The organism is Methanococcoides orientis (genome assembly GCF_021184045.1).
Taxonomy (GTDB): Archaea; Halobacteriota; Methanosarcinia; order Methanosarcinales; family Methanosarcinaceae; genus Methanococcoides; species Methanococcoides orientis.
This window is the reverse complement of record NZ_CP073710.1, coordinates 2,375,206-2,392,993: the sequence shown is the minus strand read 5'-3', so window position 1 is coordinate 2,392,993 and position 17,788 is coordinate 2,375,206. Positions and strand designations below refer to the sequence as shown.

21 protein-coding genes and 1 tRNA gene are annotated in these 17,788 nt (G+C 43.8%); 12 read left to right on the top strand and 10 right to left on the bottom strand.

The genetic code is table 11. The annotated features are described in order from the left end of the window. Positions 1 to 8 precede the first annotated feature (8 nt). Both J7W08_RS11660 and J7W08_RS11655 read left to right on the top strand, forming a co-directional pair. Positions 9 to 1,028, top strand: coding sequence for an S-methyl-5-thioribose-1-phosphate isomerase (locus J7W08_RS11660; protein WP_233084598.1), 1,020 nt, complete (start codon positions 9 to 11; stop codon positions 1,026 to 1,028). A 51-nt stretch (positions 1,029 to 1,079) separates the two neighbouring features. Further along, positions 1,080 to 1,253, top strand: coding sequence for a preprotein translocase subunit Sec61beta (locus J7W08_RS11655; protein WP_233084597.1), 174 nt, complete (start codon positions 1,080 to 1,082; stop codon positions 1,251 to 1,253). A gap of 261 nt (positions 1,254 to 1,514) precedes the next feature. Here J7W08_RS11655 and J7W08_RS11650 read toward each other — a convergent pair whose 3' ends face one another. Then, positions 1,515 to 1,829, bottom strand: coding sequence for a signal recognition particle protein Srp19 (locus tag J7W08_RS11650; RefSeq protein ID WP_233084596.1), 315 nt, complete (start codon positions 1,827 to 1,829; stop codon positions 1,515 to 1,517). A gap of 89 nt (positions 1,830 to 1,918) precedes the next feature. Between J7W08_RS11650 and glmM the strand changes: the two genes are divergently transcribed. Then, the gene (glmM, locus tag J7W08_RS11645) at positions 1,919 to 3,262 is read left to right on the top strand and encodes a phosphoglucosamine mutase (protein WP_233084595.1); all 1,344 of its coding nucleotides are present in this window, start codon (positions 1,919 to 1,921) and stop codon (positions 3,260 to 3,262) included. 3 nt (positions 3,263 to 3,265) lie between these two features. On the opposite strand, the gene J7W08_RS11640 is transcribed toward glmM, so the two are convergent. After that, positions 3,266 to 3,850 carry an endonuclease dU gene (locus J7W08_RS11640; protein ID WP_375141052.1) on the bottom strand — a complete coding sequence of 195 codons (585 nt, stop codon included), beginning with the start codon at positions 3,848 to 3,850 and terminating at the stop codon, positions 3,266 to 3,268. A gap of 24 nt (positions 3,851 to 3,874) precedes the next feature. Further along, positions 3,875 to 5,158 (bottom strand): proteasome-activating nucleotidase, encoded by a 1,284-nt coding sequence (locus tag J7W08_RS11635; protein ID WP_310742500.1) that lies wholly within the window; start codon positions 5,156 to 5,158, stop codon positions 3,875 to 3,877. A gap of 83 nt (positions 5,159 to 5,241) precedes the next feature. Between J7W08_RS11635 and J7W08_RS11630 the strand changes: the two genes are divergently transcribed. The 3 genes from J7W08_RS11630 to J7W08_RS11620 all read left to right on the top strand — a co-directional run bounded on the left by J7W08_RS11630 (position 5,242) and on the right by J7W08_RS11620 (position 7,101). Then, positions 5,242 to 5,736, top strand: a complete 495-nt coding sequence (locus tag J7W08_RS11630) for a multiprotein bridging factor aMBF1 (protein ID WP_048193649.1) — start codon at positions 5,242 to 5,244, stop codon at positions 5,734 to 5,736. An 87-nt stretch (positions 5,737 to 5,823) separates the two neighbouring features. Further along, the gene (gene proC, locus J7W08_RS11625; RefSeq protein ID WP_233084594.1) at positions 5,824 to 6,633 is read left to right on the top strand and encodes a pyrroline-5-carboxylate reductase; all 810 of its coding nucleotides are present in this window, start codon (positions 5,824 to 5,826) and stop codon (positions 6,631 to 6,633) included. Positions 6,634 to 6,753: 120 nt separating this feature from the next. Beyond that, positions 6,754 to 7,101 (top strand): DUF356 domain-containing protein, encoded by a 348-nt coding sequence (locus J7W08_RS11620; RefSeq protein ID WP_048193647.1) that lies wholly within the window; start codon positions 6,754 to 6,756, stop codon positions 7,099 to 7,101. A gap of 332 nt (positions 7,102 to 7,433) precedes the next feature. On the opposite strand, the gene J7W08_RS11615 is transcribed toward J7W08_RS11620, so the two are convergent. The 4 genes from J7W08_RS11615 to J7W08_RS11600 all read right to left on the bottom strand — a co-directional run bounded on the left by J7W08_RS11615 (position 7,434) and on the right by J7W08_RS11600 (position 10,382). Next, positions 7,434 to 7,508, bottom strand: a tRNA-His gene (locus tag J7W08_RS11615). 85 nt (positions 7,509 to 7,593) lie between these two features. Further along, positions 7,594 to 8,370 carry a sulfide-dependent adenosine diphosphate thiazole synthase gene (locus J7W08_RS11610; RefSeq protein WP_233084593.1) on the bottom strand — a complete coding sequence of 259 codons (777 nt, stop codon included), beginning with the start codon at positions 8,368 to 8,370 and terminating at the stop codon, positions 7,594 to 7,596. A 139-nt stretch (positions 8,371 to 8,509) separates the two neighbouring features. After that, positions 8,510 to 9,988 carry a response regulator gene (locus J7W08_RS11605; protein ID WP_233084592.1) on the bottom strand — a complete coding sequence of 493 codons (1,479 nt, stop codon included), beginning with the start codon at positions 9,986 to 9,988 and terminating at the stop codon, positions 8,510 to 8,512. A gap of 22 nt (positions 9,989 to 10,010) precedes the next feature. Next, on the bottom strand, positions 10,011 to 10,382 hold the full coding sequence (locus J7W08_RS11600) for a response regulator (protein WP_233084591.1): 372 nt from the start codon (positions 10,380 to 10,382) through the stop codon (positions 10,011 to 10,013). A gap of 367 nt (positions 10,383 to 10,749) precedes the next feature. Between J7W08_RS11600 and J7W08_RS11595 the strand changes: the two genes are divergently transcribed. Next, positions 10,750 to 11,865, top strand: coding sequence for an AAA family ATPase (locus J7W08_RS11595; protein WP_445668779.1), 1,116 nt, complete (start codon positions 10,750 to 10,752; stop codon positions 11,863 to 11,865). A gap of 39 nt (positions 11,866 to 11,904) precedes the next feature. Further along, positions 11,905 to 12,174, top strand: coding sequence for a hypothetical protein (locus tag J7W08_RS11590; RefSeq protein ID WP_233084590.1), 270 nt, complete (start codon positions 11,905 to 11,907; stop codon positions 12,172 to 12,174). Between the two features lie 239 nt (positions 12,175 to 12,413). Here the strand turns inward: J7W08_RS11590 and J7W08_RS11585 are convergent, their stop codons facing one another. Then, on the bottom strand, positions 12,414 to 13,160 hold the full coding sequence (locus tag J7W08_RS11585; protein ID WP_233084589.1) for a hypothetical protein: 747 nt from the start codon (positions 13,158 to 13,160) through the stop codon (positions 12,414 to 12,416). A gap of 88 nt (positions 13,161 to 13,248) precedes the next feature. Next, entirely contained in the window at positions 13,249 to 14,163 is a 915-nt protein-coding gene (gene rnz, locus J7W08_RS11580; RefSeq protein WP_233084588.1) for a ribonuclease Z, read from the bottom strand. A 183-nt stretch (positions 14,164 to 14,346) separates the two neighbouring features. Here rnz and J7W08_RS11575 point away from each other — a divergent pair, with 183 nt between their 5' ends. Genes J7W08_RS11575 through J7W08_RS11565 form a run of 3 tightly spaced genes read left to right on the top strand, consistent with a single transcriptional unit; the run spans position 14,347 to position 16,485 of the window. After that, the gene (locus J7W08_RS11575) at positions 14,347 to 14,724 is read left to right on the top strand and encodes a 30S ribosomal protein S8e (protein WP_048193639.1); all 378 of its coding nucleotides are present in this window, start codon (positions 14,347 to 14,349) and stop codon (positions 14,722 to 14,724) included. Between the two features lie 43 nt (positions 14,725 to 14,767). Next, the gene (locus J7W08_RS11570; protein ID WP_048193638.1) at positions 14,768 to 15,259 is read left to right on the top strand and encodes an Lrp/AsnC family transcriptional regulator; all 492 of its coding nucleotides are present in this window, start codon (positions 14,768 to 14,770) and stop codon (positions 15,257 to 15,259) included. Between the two features lie 50 nt (positions 15,260 to 15,309). Continuing rightward, entirely contained in the window at positions 15,310 to 16,485 is a 1,176-nt protein-coding gene (locus tag J7W08_RS11565) for an aminotransferase class I/II-fold pyridoxal phosphate-dependent enzyme (RefSeq protein ID WP_310742499.1), read from the top strand. A gap of 44 nt (positions 16,486 to 16,529) precedes the next feature. Here J7W08_RS11565 and J7W08_RS11560 read toward each other — a convergent pair whose 3' ends face one another. Further along, positions 16,530 to 16,907: a helix-turn-helix domain-containing protein gene (locus tag J7W08_RS11560; protein WP_233084586.1), complete on the bottom strand. Its 378-nt coding sequence runs from the start codon at positions 16,905 to 16,907 to the stop codon at positions 16,530 to 16,532. Between the two features lie 112 nt (positions 16,908 to 17,019). On the opposite strand from J7W08_RS11560, the gene J7W08_RS11555 reads away from it, so the two are divergent. Continuing rightward, positions 17,020 to 17,703: a DUF5591 domain-containing protein gene (locus tag J7W08_RS11555; protein WP_233084585.1), complete on the top strand. Its 684-nt coding sequence runs from the start codon at positions 17,020 to 17,022 to the stop codon at positions 17,701 to 17,703. Positions 17,704 to 17,788: the final 85 nt, after the last annotated feature.

The following is a 17,788-nucleotide window of genomic DNA, read 5'->3' as shown; positions in this document are numbered from 1 at the left end:
TGGTCCACATGAGAACAATAGACTGGAATGATGAAGCCAAAAGTATCACATTGGTAGACCAGACATACCTGCCAAAAGAGCTCAAGATCATTGAATGCGATAACCTTGCTTCAATTTGTGAGGCAATAAGGTCACTGAGGGTCAGGGGTGCTCCTGCACTCGCAGCAGCTGGCGGGTTTGGAATGGCACTTGCAGTAACCCTCAGCAGTGCAACATCCATGGAAATGTTGCTCAAGGACCTGAAGGTCGCTGGTGACACACTCAAAGCAACACGGCCTACAGCGATAAATCTTGCATGGGCTGTTAACAGGGTGCTAAAAGCAACAGAAGATGCCTATGACCTTGACAGCATACAGGACATTGTGATATCCGAGGCACTTAGAATTGCAGATGATGATGTGAAGATCAATAAAGCCATCGGAAAGCACGGCCACAGGCTGCTTGAAGACGGTGACAGGGTAATGACACACTGCAATGCCGGTAGGATGGCATGTGTGGACTGGGGCACAGCACTGGGAGTTATCAGATCTGCAGTGGAAAAGGGAAAAGAGATAGAGGTCATTGCCTGTGAGACACGGCCGTTGAACCAGGGTGGCCGTATCACCACATGGGAACTTATGCAGGACAACATCCCGGTCACGCTTATCACAGATTCCATGTCCGGCCATGTGATGAAGAACGGCATGGTTGACAAAGTAATAGTGGGTGCAGACAGGATCACACAGGACGTTGTCTTCAACAAGATCGGAACTTACACACACTCAGTGCTTGCAAGGGAACATGAGATCCCATTCTTTGTTGCAGCACCGGTCTCTACATTCGATCCCAATGGATGGGAAGAGACAGTAAAGATCGAAGAGAGGGATGGAGATGAACTTCGCTATATTGGCAATGAACAGATAGCTCCGGCGAATGTAAAGGTATATAATCCGGCTTTTGATGCCACCCCGATGGAGAATATCACTGCCATTGTTACTGAAAAGGGAATATTCCAGCCACCATTCCTCCTGGATGAAGTGATAATGTAAGCCAAATAACAGCCACAAAGTTTAAAAATTTAAAAAACAATCGGAGAGATTATGGCTAAACAAAAATCTGGCGGAAGCGGACTTATGTCATCCGCAGGTCTTATGACATATTATGATGCAGATAAAAGAGCAATTCACCTGCAGCCAAAGACAGTTATGGTCTTTGGAGCACTCTGTGGAATTGTTATTCTTGCATTAAGTGCAGGTTTTGGCCTCTGGCCATAACCTAATTCATATTTTTAGTTTGAGTTTTTTTCATTTAAAACCAAGATAGCTTTTAAGGTCACTTTTTTATCCTTAGCCTTTATCCAAATTACACTTGGTTTAAATTTACTTAGTACAAACTCACTTGGTTTAAATTTACTTGGTATAAACTCACTAGTTAAAACTCAAGGAGTTCAGGTTCACTTCGTTTAACTTCAAGTGGTTAAAATTCAATTAGCTTAAAAAATGAGAAACAAATGCCGGATAAAGGATGATCCGACTTCAGCCACCACGTGCTTCTTTAATTGCTTTTGCGATCTTTCTCGCAACCATGGTCTTTGGCTCTTCATTATCAACCAGTATACGACCGCTTCCTTCCCACCAGGAGCGAGGATATTTTTTATCAGCCTCTACCTCAGGGTTCAGGTTCAGCTTCTCAGCTGCTTTTGAGAGTTCTCTGAGATCGGGTTTCTCCACAGAACTTTTCCTGGAGATGATCCTGCCATCTTTTCTGGACCTGGACCTGTCCAGGTTTGCCGGCCAGATAACCAGTTTCCCTTTGTCACGCATCATCATGTGGCATAGATTGGAACTCATATAATTTAAACTTGGTCAAATGTCACACCTCAAAAATATAAAATAGTGTCAGAACCCATAGGAAAGCAATTGTAAAAAGGAGATATCAAATGGCATTTTTCGGTACAAACGGAGTAAGGGGCATTGCCAATGAATACATCACACCACAGCTTGCAATAGATGTTGCAAAAAGCCTTGGGACCTATATGGGCTCAAAGGGAATAATCGCTGTCGGTCGTGACACAAGAATATCAGGAGAGATGCTAAAATCTGCAGCTATCGCAGGAGCACTTTCCACAGGAGTTACTGTCATAGACATAGGCACCGCACCAATTCCTGCAATACAATATTATGTAAGAGACCATGCTGATGCAGGCATCGGAGTTACCGCATCCCACAATCCCAGAGAATACAACGGGATAAAGCTGGTTGCTGGGGATGGAAGCGAATTCTCACGAGAAGGAGAGAAAGTTGTAGAAAAGATCTACATGTCAAAGGAGTTCTCCACCGCAAACTGGGACAGAACAGGCAACTTCCACATAGATAACAATGCCAACGAATACTACATCAACGGCGTCATCAATTCAGTGAATGCTGAGAATATAAGGGAAAAGAAGTTCAAGGTCGTTGTGGATACCGGCTGCGGCGCCGGCTCCCTCACATTACCATTCCTGCTCAGGAGACTTGGGTGCGAGGTCATCACACTTAATGCACAGATCGATGGGACATTCCCATGGCGCAACCCAGAGCCTACACCTGATGTCCTGACAGAGCTTGCAGACATCGTGAAGAGCAGAGGTGCAGACATGGGTGTTGCACAGGACGGAGATGCTGACAGGGCAGTTTTCTTCGATGAGAACGGAGATTTCATTGATGAGGAGATACTCCTTTCCATGATGGCAAAATACATCCTGGAAAATAACAAAGGTCCTATCGTTACACCGGTAAGCTCTTCACAGAGAATGCTGGACGTTGCTGAGGAAGCAGAGGTCGAACTTCACTGGACAGCCGTCGGTTCCATCAATGTTGCAAGAAAGATGATGGAAACAGGCGCGGTCTTTGGAGGAGAGGGTAATGGCGGACTTATCTTCCCGGAGCACCAGTATTGCCGTGACGGCGCCATGGCAGCTGCAAAACTGCTTGAGATAATGGCATCTGGAAAGACATTATCAGACCTTGTGAAAAGTGTCCCTGAATATTTCAATTCCAAGACGAAGATCCGCTGCACCGAACTTCAGGCAGCCATGGAGAGCATAAAGGAACACGTCATGGGTGGAAAATACGAAGTTGATACCACCGATGGTGTCAAGGTCTGGCACAAGGACGGCTGGTTGCTCATCAGACCATCAGGAACCGAACCCATAATACGCATATTCGCAGAGGCAAAAACAAAGGGAAGAGCTGAAGAGCTCATGAACGAAGGTGTGGAACTGGTAGAAAAGTGCAAGGCCTGATCATCAGGCCTTCCCTCTTGACTCGCCACAGACAATGCCTGTGGCGATCATATGAGCAATGCGCAATGGTTCTGGAATGTTACCCCTTGTGGAAGACAAACGTACGATCTCACATGCCAAACAGGCTTCAATACCTGCACACTGAATGAAAACAGGATTTGAGGGGTCCTTTGATATTGTCTTGATGACCCGGCCTGCGCGCATCATCGTCTGCAATCGCTCATCGGCATCCGGCAGATTACACAGGGCTTTTTTTATTTTTTCAATGTCCGGTATCTCACGCATAAGGACAATAACAGGGATGCCGGTATCCTCGTTCAACTTTACAATGTCCACAGGATTGAAACCACCGTATGTGACACCATCCAGCATAATGACCCTTATCTGATCATAATGCTTGCTGGAAGTTACCATTTTCACCATGCGGTCAGTAGCATCCATCCCATCCCGAGTGACCTCAGAACGCATTACCCCATCCAGCCACTGCCCCCCCCTGAAGAAAGCCCCGACTATCAGTATATTGTCACGTATCAGTGCAGAATCATCGATGCCAAGTATTCTTATCTCCGGTTTGATATGAAAAACCAAGCTTACACGACCGATCTGAAAGTGTTATGAGAACATCTGCAATGACTGGTCAGTTATGACATCCGGTGATGACATGACCTTTTCCACAGCTTCGACCAGGTTAGACATACTGATACTGTCATTGTTCTGGCGAACCGCGAACATACCTGCCTCCATGACAATAGCTCCGATGTCCGCACCACTTGCACCTTCAGTTAGTTTGGCAAGTTTCTCATGATCAACGTTGCCATCAATTGAAAGCAAGTCAGTATGGATGCGGAATATGGCTTCACGACCAACCTGATCAGGAAGAGGGATCTCGATAACACGGTCGAACCTTCCCGGGCGGACTATTGCCGGATCAAGTACGTCCGGACGATTGGTTGCGGCTATTATGCGAATGTCACCCCTGTTGTCAAAACCGTCCATCTCGGCGAGCAGCTGCATGAGAGTTCGCTGCACCTCACGGTCTGCACCATTGGTGTCATTCAAACGTGTAGCAGCAATGGCATCCAGCTCATCGATAAATATGATAGCAGGTGCTTTCTTTCTTGCCATCTCGAAGATGTCACGGACAAGCTTTGCACCATCACCTATGTATTTCTGTACAAGTTCAGAACCTACCACCCTTATGAAAGTAGCATGCGTCCTGTGTGCCACAGCTTTGGCGAGTAGCGTTTTCCCGGTTCCGGGAGGACCATAAAGCATTACCCCTTTAGGAGGGGAGATGCCTATGCGCACAAAGGATTCCGGTCTTGTTAGAGGAAGCTCCACAGATTCACTGATCTCTCGTATCTGGTCATCAAGACCACCTATCTGGGAATAATCTACCTCCTGAGAGTCGATAACTTCCATAGCAGATACGACCGGTTCATCGGATTCGGGAATGACCTCTACAACGGCTAATGTCTGTTGGTTCAAAGCTACCCTGACACCAGGAACCAGAACGTCCTCATCAAGTTCCAAAGAAGCCTTTACAAGAAATTGCGGACCGGTGCTGCTTCTGATAAGAACCTTGTCATCATCAAAAACATCAACCACATTTGCAACTACCAGAGGAACGGATTTCAACTGATCCAGTTCCGTTTGAAGCCTCTGAGACTCACGCTCATACTTAAGCTTCTGGGATTCCATAAAGCGCTTTTCAGACTCCATTTGCCCACATTGCTCTTTTAGGAGCGTGTTGCGAGACTCCAGCTGCTTCATTCGATCCAGCAGATATTTAGAAAAGTCCTCATCGTTTCCGGAAACGAGATCTCCGGCATTATTACCAATACTATGGAAGCCGTAGTTGTCGTTTCTTGGCTCATCATCTATTGTTTCACTCATAGTCCCGAATAATATTTAAGTAGAGACGATATATAGCCCTTTCGTAAAGAGCAATGCAAAGAGCCTTTAAGAGATGATACCAGATGCAATGCGAAATATGTGGCACAGAGATCAAAGGACAGGCAGTAGACGTCACAATTGATGGAAGCCAGCTTAAAGTGTGCAGCAAATGCTCACAGTATGGAACTGCAGTAAAAGCTCGCTCACCCGTGTCCAGGAAGATATCACCAGTATCTCCCCAAATAAGAAGAGATGTCCCAAAAAGGACTGGACAAAGGCGCGATCCTTTTGCAGAACTTAACGATGAACTTGTTGATGAATACGACAAGCTCATACGCGATGCCCGTGAAAAACGAGGATGGAGCCAGGAAGTGCTTGCCGCAAAAGTAAAAGAAAAGGCATCACTTATCAAGAAGATCGAACGAGCAGAGATCGTCCCCGAAGATTCTGTAAGGAAGAAGATCGAAAAAACACTTAATATCCACCTTACAGAACGCCTTGGTGAAGGGGAATGGAATGCTGATCGCCTGAACAAAGGTACTACCCTTGGCGATATTGTGACCATCAAGAGAAAATAAAAAAGCAGACTATGGCCATTACCAATGGCCTTTTTTTATATAAACGGACTAAGCATCAAATATTTCTAATCAGGAAAAGGAAAAAATATGCACCTTACAGACAAGAAGATCGGATTCATAGGCACAGGAAAAATGGGAGAATCCCTCATAAGAGGTATCCTTGGAGCGCACAGCGACATCAGTATCTATGCAAGTGATGTCTACGAACCTGCCCTGGAGAAACTTAATAATGAACTTGGCATCAGCGTTTCCACAGACAATTCCCATACCATCGCGAACTCCGATATTGTCGTTCTTGCAATCAAACCACAGATACTTAAAGATATACTTGCACGGATAAAAGATGACATCACATCCGACAAGCTTGTAATATCAATTGCTGCCGGCGTTCCTCTTGCAGCTATAGAAGATGAGTTGAACAGCGATACAAGGGTCATACGAGTAATGCCAAATATCGCTGCAACAGTCGCTGAAGCTGCATCTGCAATATGTACAGGAAGCAATGCAACCAAAGAGGATGCAGAGGTCGCACTCGAGATATTCAGATCTCTTGGAAGTGCAATCGAAGTCCCGGAAAAGCTCATGGACGCAGTCACAGGACTTTCAGGCAGTGGGCCTGCATACATATTCCCTGTTATTGAGGCAATGGCAGACGGTGCGGTCTATGAAGGACTTGACCGTGCAAGCGCCATAACACTTGCAGCACAGACAGTTCTTGGTGCCGCAAAGATGGTCCTTGAGACAGGAATGCATCCGGGAGAGCTTAAGGACATGGTCACATCCCCTGCAGGAACCACGATTCGAGGAATACACACCCTCGAAGAAAGTGGCATCAGGGCTGCTTTCATGAATGCAGTAATTGAGTCATCCACAAGGTCAAAGGAGCTAGGTAAGTAAAGATTACTTTCCTTTGAAGTCATAAAATAATAAAATAAAGAACAATATCCAAAGATTGATATATCTTTATGACCCTATTTATTTTATTAAACTTCAATAAAGTTTATGTGGGGACAAAAAATGAAATCTTTTGCGGTGATTCGGGCAGAGGACCCGAATAAAATAAAAATAGCTTTGCACGATCTTGAACACTATGGAAGTATGAAGTTTGGATCAAATCCAAAAAGGATTGAACCATCATATGCAGATCAGCTTCTTGTAAGCGTTTCAGGAGTACCATTAAAAGCAAAATGTAATTCTGCTGCTTTGGTGGAACTTGATACCAACGCAGGCGCTGCGATCAGTAAGTTGAGGAAGATACATCCTCCGGCACATGTTGTAATCGTCAGTCCGAGACATGATGCTTTTGAGGAACTCGCAGACAGTTCCGAGCTTTACCCTGAATTTGACAGGGCATTCGAAATATAATAGCGGCCATACAGCCGCAGTGTTTCTTTTTTTAAGTTCATTTTCACATAACTTGCCCTTGTAATTTCAAGCATATTTTTAAAATTGTAAAATACAGAAGTAGTTAAAGCACCATACTTAGAAATGGATAATAAAAGGTCAAGAGCTAAAATGATAGCATAAAGATTGTATTAATACTACATTTATGACAGATTTCCCGGATCAATTATGAGATGATCATAGGACAGACCTTAAGGCAGACCATAGACAAAATTATAAGATTTCTTAAACGAATTTAAAGATAATTAGTAGCCGAACTTCAAGATAATAATTTAAAGAATAGTAAAAGAGAATGGGGCCGGGACCGAGAGTCGAACTCGGATCGTAGCCTCCACAGGGCTACAGGATAACCGCTACCCTACCCCGGCATGGTAATAGGGTGCTTCACAGCGAAGCACCTTATACTAGTACTTTTGTTAGATAAACTTTTTCCTCAAAATGAAGAAAGAGGGCTTATTTGAGCCTTTCAATAATAAGCTCAGCCACTTGTTTACCGGAAATAAGCATTCCACCGAATACCGGACCCATACGTGGCGCACCTGCTACAGCATTGGCTGCCATTCCATCAACATACAGGTTTGGATATACTTCCTTTGTGGTTTCCACAAGCATGCGCTCCCCAACATCTGCCCACATTGGTTTTTCGCCAACAACCCCAAGTTCACCCAGTTTTGCCCCAGGAACCTTGCGCTGCACAGTGTTACAGACAGCTGCCTCATGACCGGTACCATCGACCACGACCTTGGCACGTATTGCCAGAGGGTCAACATGAAGTCTTCCGATCTCCACTGCAGTCCAATTGATGACAAGTCCACATACCTCATCATTTTCCCTAATCATGACATCCTCAACATTCACAAGGTTGAAGATCTCAGTACCTGCAGTTGTTGCACCACTTATAAGCTTACCAACGGACTCAACGGAATTGGCTATGTAATAACCTTCCTCATATTCATGATAGTCAATATCAAAATCATCCAGAATATGGCGTGCTTCTTCCTGAACAACGATACGTGGGAACATCATCCCGCCAGCCCACATGCCGCCACCCACGGACAGCTTCTTCTCGTAGATCACTGTTTTTAAGCCTGCTTCTGCAAGATACTTTGCAGCTACAAGATTTGCAGGCCCTCCACCTACAAGTGCAACATCTACTTCTGTGTAATCAAGGAATACCTTAGAGAACTCGTCTATAATCGCTCTTGAAATTGTGACCTCATCAAGTTTCATATTACTGCCTCGTGATAATTAAAATCCAAAGGGTCATTGGATACATGTATCTTAAACTTATTGGAACCGGCAAAAAACGCCATACAAAAAAGATAAAACTTAATGAAAATAACAACTCAAAAAAGATAGAGAATAAAGATCATGCCATTTTTAAAGTGACCCAGAACATGCTGCCTTCCCCATTCGGATTGTCAGCAACACCAACCTTACCACCATGCAAGTCAACGACCCTCTTAACAATAGCAAGTCCTAATCCTGTGCCTTTTATGTTGCCTTTATCCAGCCTCTTAAAGCGTTCAAAGACCAGTTCCTTATCCTCATCAAGGATACCAAAGCCCTGGTCCATGACCTTTACCTTCCACTCCCCACCAAGATCCTCAATTTCCACAGTGATACAAGTATCTTCAGGACTGTACTTTATTGCATTTGACAGGAAGTTCACAAAGACCTGCTCGATCATCGGATCGACAAGTGCAGGATAAGATCCTTTAAGAGACATATGTAGACTCATCCTGTTTTCATTCAACTGCGACTCAAGGGTGTGCGCAACATTGTTCAGGATCTCTCCAAGGTCCATAACATTGAGCCTTACCTTAGATACTGACTCGATCTTTGCGAACGTAGCAGCACTCTCGATCATAGTGATCAGTTTTTTATTCGTACGCTCAATCGCCTTAAGCATACGCAGATCACCATCTTCAAACTTACTTCTTTTAAGAAGAATATCAGTGAAACCTTTTACAGCACCTGCAGGGTTCATTAGATCATGCCGGATGATGTCAATAAAAAGATCCTTCAATTCATTGGAATGCTCCAGCTGATTTGCATAATCTTTCAATGCAACTTCTGTTTTTTTGCGCTCTGTGATATCTTCACCGGAACTTAAGATACCCGAAATATCACCATTTCCATCCATGAGAAGGGAATTATGCCAGCTTATTATCCGCTCTTCACCTTCAGCAGTGATTATGGAATTCTCAGAGTATTCAAATTCGTCAATTTCACCATTTAGCAAACTGGAGAATATCTTCTTCGTATAATCGGATTCTTCTGGAGGCAGGAATGAATCGAACCAATTCTTCCCAAGGACATCCTCTTCATCCCTCCCAAGGATCTCACAACCCTTCCTATTGACAAGCATCACATTCTGGTTCTTGTCAAGTACTAGAAGAATGACACCTGCAACATCAAGATATTTCTGTGCCTCGTCGCGCTGGGAGATGAGACTATTATGCAGTTGCCTTATCTTTATAAGGGACTTGACCCTTGTCTCAAGCTCAAGCCTGTCAACTGGTTTTGAAAGAAAATCGTCCGCACCTGCTTCTATACTTTTTATTTTATCATCTTTACCTGAAAGAGCAGTTACCATAACTACAGGCAGGAACTGATAAAGAGGATCATCCTTCAGGGCCGTACATACATCAAACCCACTTACATCAGGCATCATGACATCGAGAAGTACCAGATCGACGTTTTCAGTCCTCGCCTTTTCAAGTCCCTCTGCACCACCATAAGCAGAGATTACCTCATAATCCCCGGAAAGATAGATCTCCATTAGCTCCACATTCAAAGGTTCATCATCGACGACCAGTATTTTTGGAACTGAACTTTCATTCATTGCTACACCAAAAATAACTCAGTTAAGCAGATCCCTTTAGATAATCAGCTATTTGGTCCTTGAATTCAGGCACATTGATGGGTTTGGAAATGTATCCCGTACACCCGGCATTCAGGAACTTACACCCATCACCAGTCATTGAATGGGCTGTAAGGGCCACCACAGGTATATCTGCAGTTTCCACATCATTCTTAAGATGCTCAAGCACCTCGAGTCCATCCATGCGAGGAAGCTGCATATCCAATAAAATAAGATCATAATTGCCCATTTTAACTTCATTAAGAGCTTGCGCACCATCTACTGCCTGCCCAACATTATAACCCCATGATTCCAGCAGAACCACAGTAAGTTCCATATTCATAGGATTATCTTCCACAACCAAAATTTGTTCCATAATTACCACTTTTTGAAGACTATTATTAAAAATTGTTAGCTCTTTTTAAATTTTATCCGGGGCACCTGCGTACCGCCATAGTAAGGAAAACACAACAACAAACCTGACATCATGCACTCATTCTGGCACAGTATAAAACATATTTATAGAACTATCACTTTTCCTATATAATATATCACAGACCAATATATAATAATTATCCCGTTAAGGTCATATACAGAAATGTAATTAGTTGCCTCATTCTAAGATTAGTAATATATCCAGCATTCGAGCTCCAGATGACATATAGAGAAGGAGCTTTCAGGAAATAGATTAAATCAGATCGTTTACTAATACCCTCATCGTAAGACGAAAAAGAGTTGATAAAATAGTCAGATCTGCCCAGAAGACAACATTAAATAGAAATAGGGAAGAAAACATCGAAACGTCCGACTCCACTGCAGACATAGTCATACTAAAACCCAAGGGTTATCCACTTAGCAGTATGCTTGATGAATATCCAGAGATAGAAGACCCTGATATCTTCGAACAATATGCAAGAAAACAGTGGAAGGGATTTCTGGCACGCAAGGGAGAATACCTTTTTGACCACAGAATGTATCCCGACTTTGCTTACAAGATCCTCGATGTGGAACCGCCCGAATCGGTCATTGGAATGGAAACCACCATAGTTGTCAATGAGGATGATAAGATCCCTATTACACCCGAGTTTGCGACAAGGATCACATTTGAAGATGTTATCGGCCAGACAACTGCCCGTAGGAAATGTAAACTTATCGAGCGTTTTCTCGAAGATCCGGAAAAGTTTGGTAAATGGGCACCCCGAAACGTACTGTTCTATGGACCATCCGGAACTGGCAAGACAATGCTCGCAAAAGCTCTTGCCAACAAAACAGAGGTACCACTGTTGCCTATAAAGGCTACACAGCTTATCGGAGAATTTGTAGGAGAAGGTGCCCGCCAGATACACCAGCTTTATGATAGGGCTGAAGAGATGCAGCCATGCATAATATTCATTGACGAACTGGATGCCATTGCACTGGACAGGAAATTCCAGGAACTAAGAGGAGATGTGGCAGAGATCGTGAACGCACTGCTTACCGAAATGGATGGGATCGTGGAGCGCAAGGGAGTTTGCACCATAGGAGCAACGAACCGTATCGATAGCCTTGATTCTGCCGTAAGGAGCCGATTTGAGGAAGAGATCGAGTTCATATTACCCGATGAGCAGGACCGCCATATGATAATTGAACAGAACATAAGCACATTCCCACTTCCTGCCAAAGATATTGACCTGCAAAGGATCGCAAAGCTTACAGCAGGACTTTCAGGAAGGGATATTGTGGAAAAGGTTCTAAAGAATGCATTGCATCAGGCGATCATAGACGACCGGGAAGAGGTTGCACAGGAACTTTTTGAGAATGCAATTTCTAAACTGGTTAAAAAAGAAGACACTGGTGCTTTGAATAGACTTTATATATGAAAAATGAAAGCTTAATCCTAATAAACTAAACGTGATATTATGACCACCATCAAAGAAAATGACAGGTTCGAATGCAGAGTAGTGAACATTATTGACAACCTGAAGCAGTGGAAAGGAGTTACCGTCGAGGATGTGAATTCCGGAGGCAGAGTATACTTTGCGAAGGTCAAGGCAGAAGGATTCAACGTAAACATCGGAGATTCACTTTTCATAGGCGTAAAGGAGCTGCCTTATGGATTAGAGGAAATGTCCATGGAAGTTCACCTCTATGATGAAGACGATAAAGAACTTGACTGGACCATATTATGATCATGATCCAGCGACCTACCTTTTTTATTTGTTAATTAAATTATAACGTAACTTGCAGTTTGACCCATTGAACCTGTCACTAACTCATTGATACGCATAATAAGCAATTCATTCATTCATTCATTCATTCATTCATTCAGCCAGCTAGTCATTTAGTCTATCAGGTAGCCAATTAGGTAGGCAATCAATCAATCAATCAATCAATCAATCAATCGTTAGCCAACCAGTTATTCACACAGTCATTCATCGATCCACTTGATCTTGTAAGTGTGGCTAAGACCCTTTTCTCCAGGAACCTCTATTTCAGCAACCTTGTGCTTAAGCAACGTATCCACACAACCCTGATCGAACAGATCGACAGGACCTTGCCACTCCCTGCGTATTGAATCCATATCAAAAAAGCGGAGTATATTGACCACCCCCAATGTTGTACCATACTTCGAATTCGAAGGCAACATCTCGGGCATCAGATCAAAGACAGGTTCAGTACTAAGCTCAAACCATTCATGATTGACAATGATATTCCACCTGTCTGTGGAATTCTCCTGTGCATATAATGCCTCTATTGCATAATTCATATTGATGCCCAGTTTCTTTTCCACAGGGACTTTACGAGGAACAAGGTCCTTTTTACGAGTCTGATCATAACGGAAAGTTTCAGGGTATCGAAACATCTGGCCAAGTTTCATCTTTTTGGAGATGATCCTGTTAATATCATGCTCCACTTGTTTGGACCTTGCAAAATTAAGTGCTATGGCCTGGTCAATACGGTTTAAAGGCATCTCATGATCATCTTGCGCAAGCCGTACTGCAGTATTACAGACCTTAGTAGTAATTTTATCGATACTCAGGGATATCAGGACGTCCTCGCCCTTCAGGGAAGCTATCTTCATTATCACATCATTGAACTCACTTATGTGATAGGGATCAATTACCTCTTTTCCACCTAGATCATGAAACTTGCAAGTATGTCGTTCACCTAACATGGTACCACCAACCATTACAAGTAATAGTTTGGGTGCCTGAACTTAAAAGAGTTGTGTAATGCAGAAAATAAAAGGAATAGAAGATTATTCATCCCTTATAGGGAACTTCGATGGACATCAGGTCTTCTGCAATTATAACATCCTCAAATATTGCTTTTGCATCGTTCAGCAAAGGAGAAACATCATCCGAATACCTTGAACTGACATGTGTCAGCACCAGTTTCTTTACACCCGCCTTCTTTGCCAGTGCTGCAGCCTCACCTGCAGTGGAATGTTTTGCTTCCTTTGCCCATTCGAGCTTTTCATCAGCAAGCGTTCCATCATGTATCAAAAGGTCAGCACCCTCACTCGCTTCCAGGATATCCCTGCATGGTCTCGTATCACCGCTGTATATAATAGTCCTTCCTGGCCGGGATTCACCAACCACATCTTCAGAACTTATGACCTTGCCATCAATTTCCACATCCTCCCCTTTATGAAGTTTTGAAAAGAGAGGACCTATCGGAACACCAAGTTCCATAGCTTTTTTCCGGTCGAACTTTCCCGGCCTCGGATCTTCCACCAGGGCATACCCAATGCTACGTACGTTGTGATCTGTCTGTAAAGCAACGACAGAATAACCATCCCGCTTTACAACATCACCGCGCTCCATTTTGACAGCCTTTATCTCGAACTTCAGCTTGTAGTAGCCAAGAGCCGAAAGCAACTTTACGAACTCCCCCACCCATTCAGGGCCATATATGGTGAGTGGTTCGGTCCTTCCCTGAAAGGACATGGTCTGTACAAGACCAGGTATGCCGAGAATATGATCTGCATGGAAATGCGTGATAAATATGGATGAGAGGTTCATCATCCCTGTCTTTGCACGCATCATCTGCTGCTGAGCACCTTCCCCACAGTCGAACATGATAAGTTCCCCATCCCTGTTGACCATGATTGCGGAAGGATTGCGGTTCTTGGTGGGTAAAGAACCACCGGTACCTAAAAATGTTACAAGAAGCATGTATTAATTATTATGCGATAAAATTATTTATCTGTTATCACATTTGCATTCATTAATGGATACTTGCGGCAAATCTGAGCGGCTCGAAAAGTTCATATAGAATCCTATTAGTAAAGGAAGTCCATTAACCGATTATATATGATAGAAATTCATATCACTATTAATTAATAAGAGGATAAATTTATGCAATTTCAGGGAAGATCAAAAAGGAAATACACAGGAGCAAAGATCAAATCATCACGCGGTAAGAGGAAATATGAACTCGGGCGTGAACCTGCAGAAACACATGTTGCTGACACAAAGAGGAAGAACATCTCAACACGTGGCGGAAACAGAAAGGTAAGGCTCCTGCAGAGCAACACTGCAAACGTCACAAACCCTGCAGATGGAAAGACAGTTGTTTCAGCTATCGAAACAGTTGTTGACAACACTGCAAACGAGCACTACATCAGACGTAACACCATCACAAAGGGCTCAGTAATCAAGACCGCAGCTGGCAATGCTATTGTCACAAGCCGCCCTGGACAGGATGGCGTGGTCAACGCAGTATTGATCGAGTAATATTACTTGATCAACTTCTTTTTAAACCCAGGATGTTTCAGGTATGGATGAGCAAACACGCAACATACTGGAGATCCTTGAAGAAGACGCAAGGATCGTACCAGAAGAGATCGCATCACTCACCGGCATGACCGTTGAGGAAGTGAGCCAGAAGATAGAGTATCTTGAGAAAGCGAAGATCATTCGCAAATACAAGACCATCATCGACTGGGAACTGGCAGGCGAGAACTATGTTTATGCCATCATTGAGCTTAAGGTTCAACTGGAACGCAAACTGGGATATCAGGCAATTGCCGAGAGGCTTTACAAGTTCCCGGAAGTACGCTCAGTAAGACTACTTTCCGGAGAACATGACATTTCAATTACAGTGCGCGGCAATTCCATGAAACAGGTCGCATTCTTCGTAGCGGAGAAGATCGCGACATTGGACCAGGTCCAGAGCACTGCCACCCACTTTGTTCTGAAGACCTACAAGGAAAATGGGCTGATCCTGGATGAGCCAGATCAGGTCAAGAGACTTGCAGTCTCCCCATAATACTTTTTTCTTCTGACCTGCTTTCCCCATTCATAATGGAGGCATCTATCTTGAGAACACAATGTAACCCCTCCCGGTTTGTATCGAACAGTATGCAAAAAGTACCCCCATCGGGTATTCGAAAGTTCTTCGACATGGCGTCCGACAGCGAAGACGTCATCTCCCTTGGAGTTGGAGAACCTGATTATGTGACACCATGGCACATACGGGAAGCGTGCATACACTCAATCGAACACGGGGAAACATCATACACCTCTAACTATGGCCTTATGGAGCTTCGTGAAGAGATCTCAAGGTCATACACAAAAAGGCACAATGTATACTATGACCCAAACGATGAGATACTTGTCACCACAGGCGTAAGTGAGGCACTTGACCTTGCGATACGGGCTATCGTGAACCCTGGCGATGAGATCATCGTAGTACAGCCATCATATGTGGCTTACGTGCCTTCCATAATATTCGCAGGCGGAGTTCCTGTTACCATTGGTGCAAAAGGAGAAAATGATTTCAGGATCACAGCCGAAGAGATAGAAGCTGCCATTACGAACAAAACAAAAGCAGTCATCATAAACTATCCAAATAATCCTACCGGCGCCACAATGGACAGAGATGAACTGGAAGCCATTGCAGATGTCATTGTAGAACATGATATTATGATGATATCAGATGACGTCTACGAGAGACTTACCTACGAGGGAAATCATACATGTTTTTCAGCCCTTGAAGGAATGCGTGACCGGACCATCATGCTGAACGGATTCTCAAAGGCATATGCAATGACAGGATTCAGGATGGCATATGCAATGGCAGCCCCCGAGATCATCAATTCAATGATGCTGATCCACCAGTATTCCATGCTCTGCGCCCCAATAACAGCACAGGTTGGTGCTATCGAAGCACTTCGCAACGGAGAGGAAGAAGTTAGCAAAATGGTCCGGGAGTACGACAGGCGCAGGAAGCTCATCGTTGGCGGATTGAACGATATCGGACTGGATTGCTTCAACCCAAAAGGAGCATTCTATGCATTCCCATCCATCAAGAGCACAGGGCTGACATCTGACGAATTTGCAGAAAGGCTGCTTCAAGAGCAGAATGTCGTAACAATTCCAGGAGATATCTTCGGCGATACCGGAGCAGGATTCCTTCGCTGTGCCTATGCAGCATCAAGGGAAGATATCAAGGAAGCTATTGACAGGATAGGTACGTTTGTAGACGGATTATGAAAATAATCCATCTTTTTTAAAATATTATAATAGAACCAGTCGGATCAGTTAGTCCCAAGAAGCTCTTTATCAATATTCTCGACCAGGCCACTGACCTTCTCATACCACTGGTCGATATTTTCCTTGAGCATTTCCTTGACCCTCGTAGGGTCAACAGCTACATATTCATAAAAATAGCCACCAATATCGATAGTCTTGGTCTCACGATAGACAAGTCCACATGATATCAGGTTCTGTAATGACCGGTATGCAGTACTTCGCTCCCTGTTGAGATGTTCACCCAGACTTTCAGCAGTCATAGGTCCATTGGCAAGCAAGCATTTGTATGCATCCATATCAAGTGCTTTTAAGCCCAAGATACACTTTGCCACGTCGTCACATTCACAGTTAGCCCTTAACATTTCCCGAATTGATGCTGTCATTATTCACCACTTATTATTTACTGATACTTATAAAGCACTCTTGTACAGTTTATACAAAACCATAATATTCACGTCGTTAATTATATATATAGTTTATCAGAATCCTCACACCTTGACAACTATAATTCCTGAAAATGAACGTTCAAGTGAACCACTGGACACAGAGCGACTGATATACCACCCCGACATGATACGTGCAAATGAGTGGGTACTTACTGAATACCAGCCCCCTACGAGGGATTTTTGCATCTTCGTACCCTGTGCCATGAGGAAGCCATATCATACCAGCCCCTCACACAAGATGTATGACCGCATTATCTTCGGCATACTCGAACAAGAGGATGCACATGTTGTGGTATTTGGCACCTGCGGGATCACTCCACGGGAGATAGATAACGAATACCCTTTCACTGATTATAAGTTCATGATGGGGAAGTGCAATGTCGCTAAGATAAAACGTGATTTCATCAAGATGGAAAGTGAGAGGCTTGCAAAGTATCTGGAAAGAACACGCGATAACTACAAGCACCGAATTGCATATTGTATCGGCGACTTCAGGACGGCCATGGAAAAAGCAGTTGAAATGACCAACATTGACGTTGTCATTGTGCCTGACAGGAAGACTATGGAAGAGGTCGCTAACCCGAATAAGCGCTTTAAGTATGGAAGCCTCAGCCAGCGCCAGTATCTTCAGGACTTTTCAGACTCCATCACAAGTATACTGAATATCCCGGAACGTACCGTGGGAGTTCATGATGACCACTCAACTAACGATATGGACTGGTATCTTTTGTAAATACTTCCAGTAAACAAAGCAGACCACATAAGTAAATAATTAAGTCGATAAGTGAATAATTAAAGTGGTAATGCGAACAAAAAAC

Coding starts and splice junctions, on each gene's coding strand:
- J7W08_RS11585 (WP_233084589.1), bottom strand. CDS start 13,160: ATGTTAGGTGAACGACATACTTGCAAGTTTCATGATCTAGGTGGAAAA.
- J7W08_RS11560 (WP_233084586.1), bottom strand. CDS start 16,907: ATGACAGCATCAATTCGGGAAATGTTAAGGGCTAACTGTGAATGTGAC.
- J7W08_RS11650 (WP_233084596.1), bottom strand. CDS start 1,829: ATGAGTTCCAATCTATGCCACATGATGATGCGTGACAAAGGGAAACTG.
- J7W08_RS11605 (WP_233084592.1), bottom strand. CDS start 9,988: ATGAATGAAAGTTCAGTTCCAAAAATACTGGTCGTCGATGATGAACCT.
- J7W08_RS11570 (WP_048193638.1), top strand. CDS start 14,768: ATGGATGAGCAAACACGCAACATACTGGAGATCCTTGAAGAAGACGCA.
- J7W08_RS11610 (WP_233084593.1), bottom strand. CDS start 8,370: ATGAAACTTGATGAGGTCACAATTTCAAGAGCGATTATAGACGAGTTC.
- glmM (WP_233084595.1), top strand. CDS start 1,919: ATGGCATTTTTCGGTACAAACGGAGTAAGGGGCATTGCCAATGAATAC.
- proC (WP_233084594.1), top strand. CDS start 5,824: ATGCACCTTACAGACAAGAAGATCGGATTCATAGGCACAGGAAAAATG.
- J7W08_RS11620 (WP_048193647.1), top strand. CDS start 6,754: ATGAAATCTTTTGCGGTGATTCGGGCAGAGGACCCGAATAAAATAAAA.
- J7W08_RS11655 (WP_233084597.1), top strand. CDS start 1,080: ATGGCTAAACAAAAATCTGGCGGAAGCGGACTTATGTCATCCGCAGGT.
- J7W08_RS11600 (WP_233084591.1), bottom strand. CDS start 10,382: ATGGAACAAATTTTGGTTGTGGAAGATAATCCTATGAATATGGAACTT.
- J7W08_RS11660 (WP_233084598.1), top strand. CDS start 9: ATGAGAACAATAGACTGGAATGATGAAGCCAAAAGTATCACATTGGTA.
- J7W08_RS11575 (WP_048193639.1), top strand. CDS start 14,347: ATGCAATTTCAGGGAAGATCAAAAAGGAAATACACAGGAGCAAAGATC.
- J7W08_RS11590 (WP_233084590.1), top strand. CDS start 11,905: ATGACCACCATCAAAGAAAATGACAGGTTCGAATGCAGAGTAGTGAAC.
- J7W08_RS11630 (WP_048193649.1), top strand. CDS start 5,242: ATGCAATGCGAAATATGTGGCACAGAGATCAAAGGACAGGCAGTAGAC.
- J7W08_RS11635 (WP_310742500.1), bottom strand. CDS start 5,158: ATGAGTGAAACAATAGATGATGAGCCAAGAAACGACAACTACGGCTTC.
- rnz (WP_233084588.1), bottom strand. CDS start 14,163: ATGCTTCTTGTAACATTTTTAGGTACCGGTGGTTCTTTACCCACCAAG.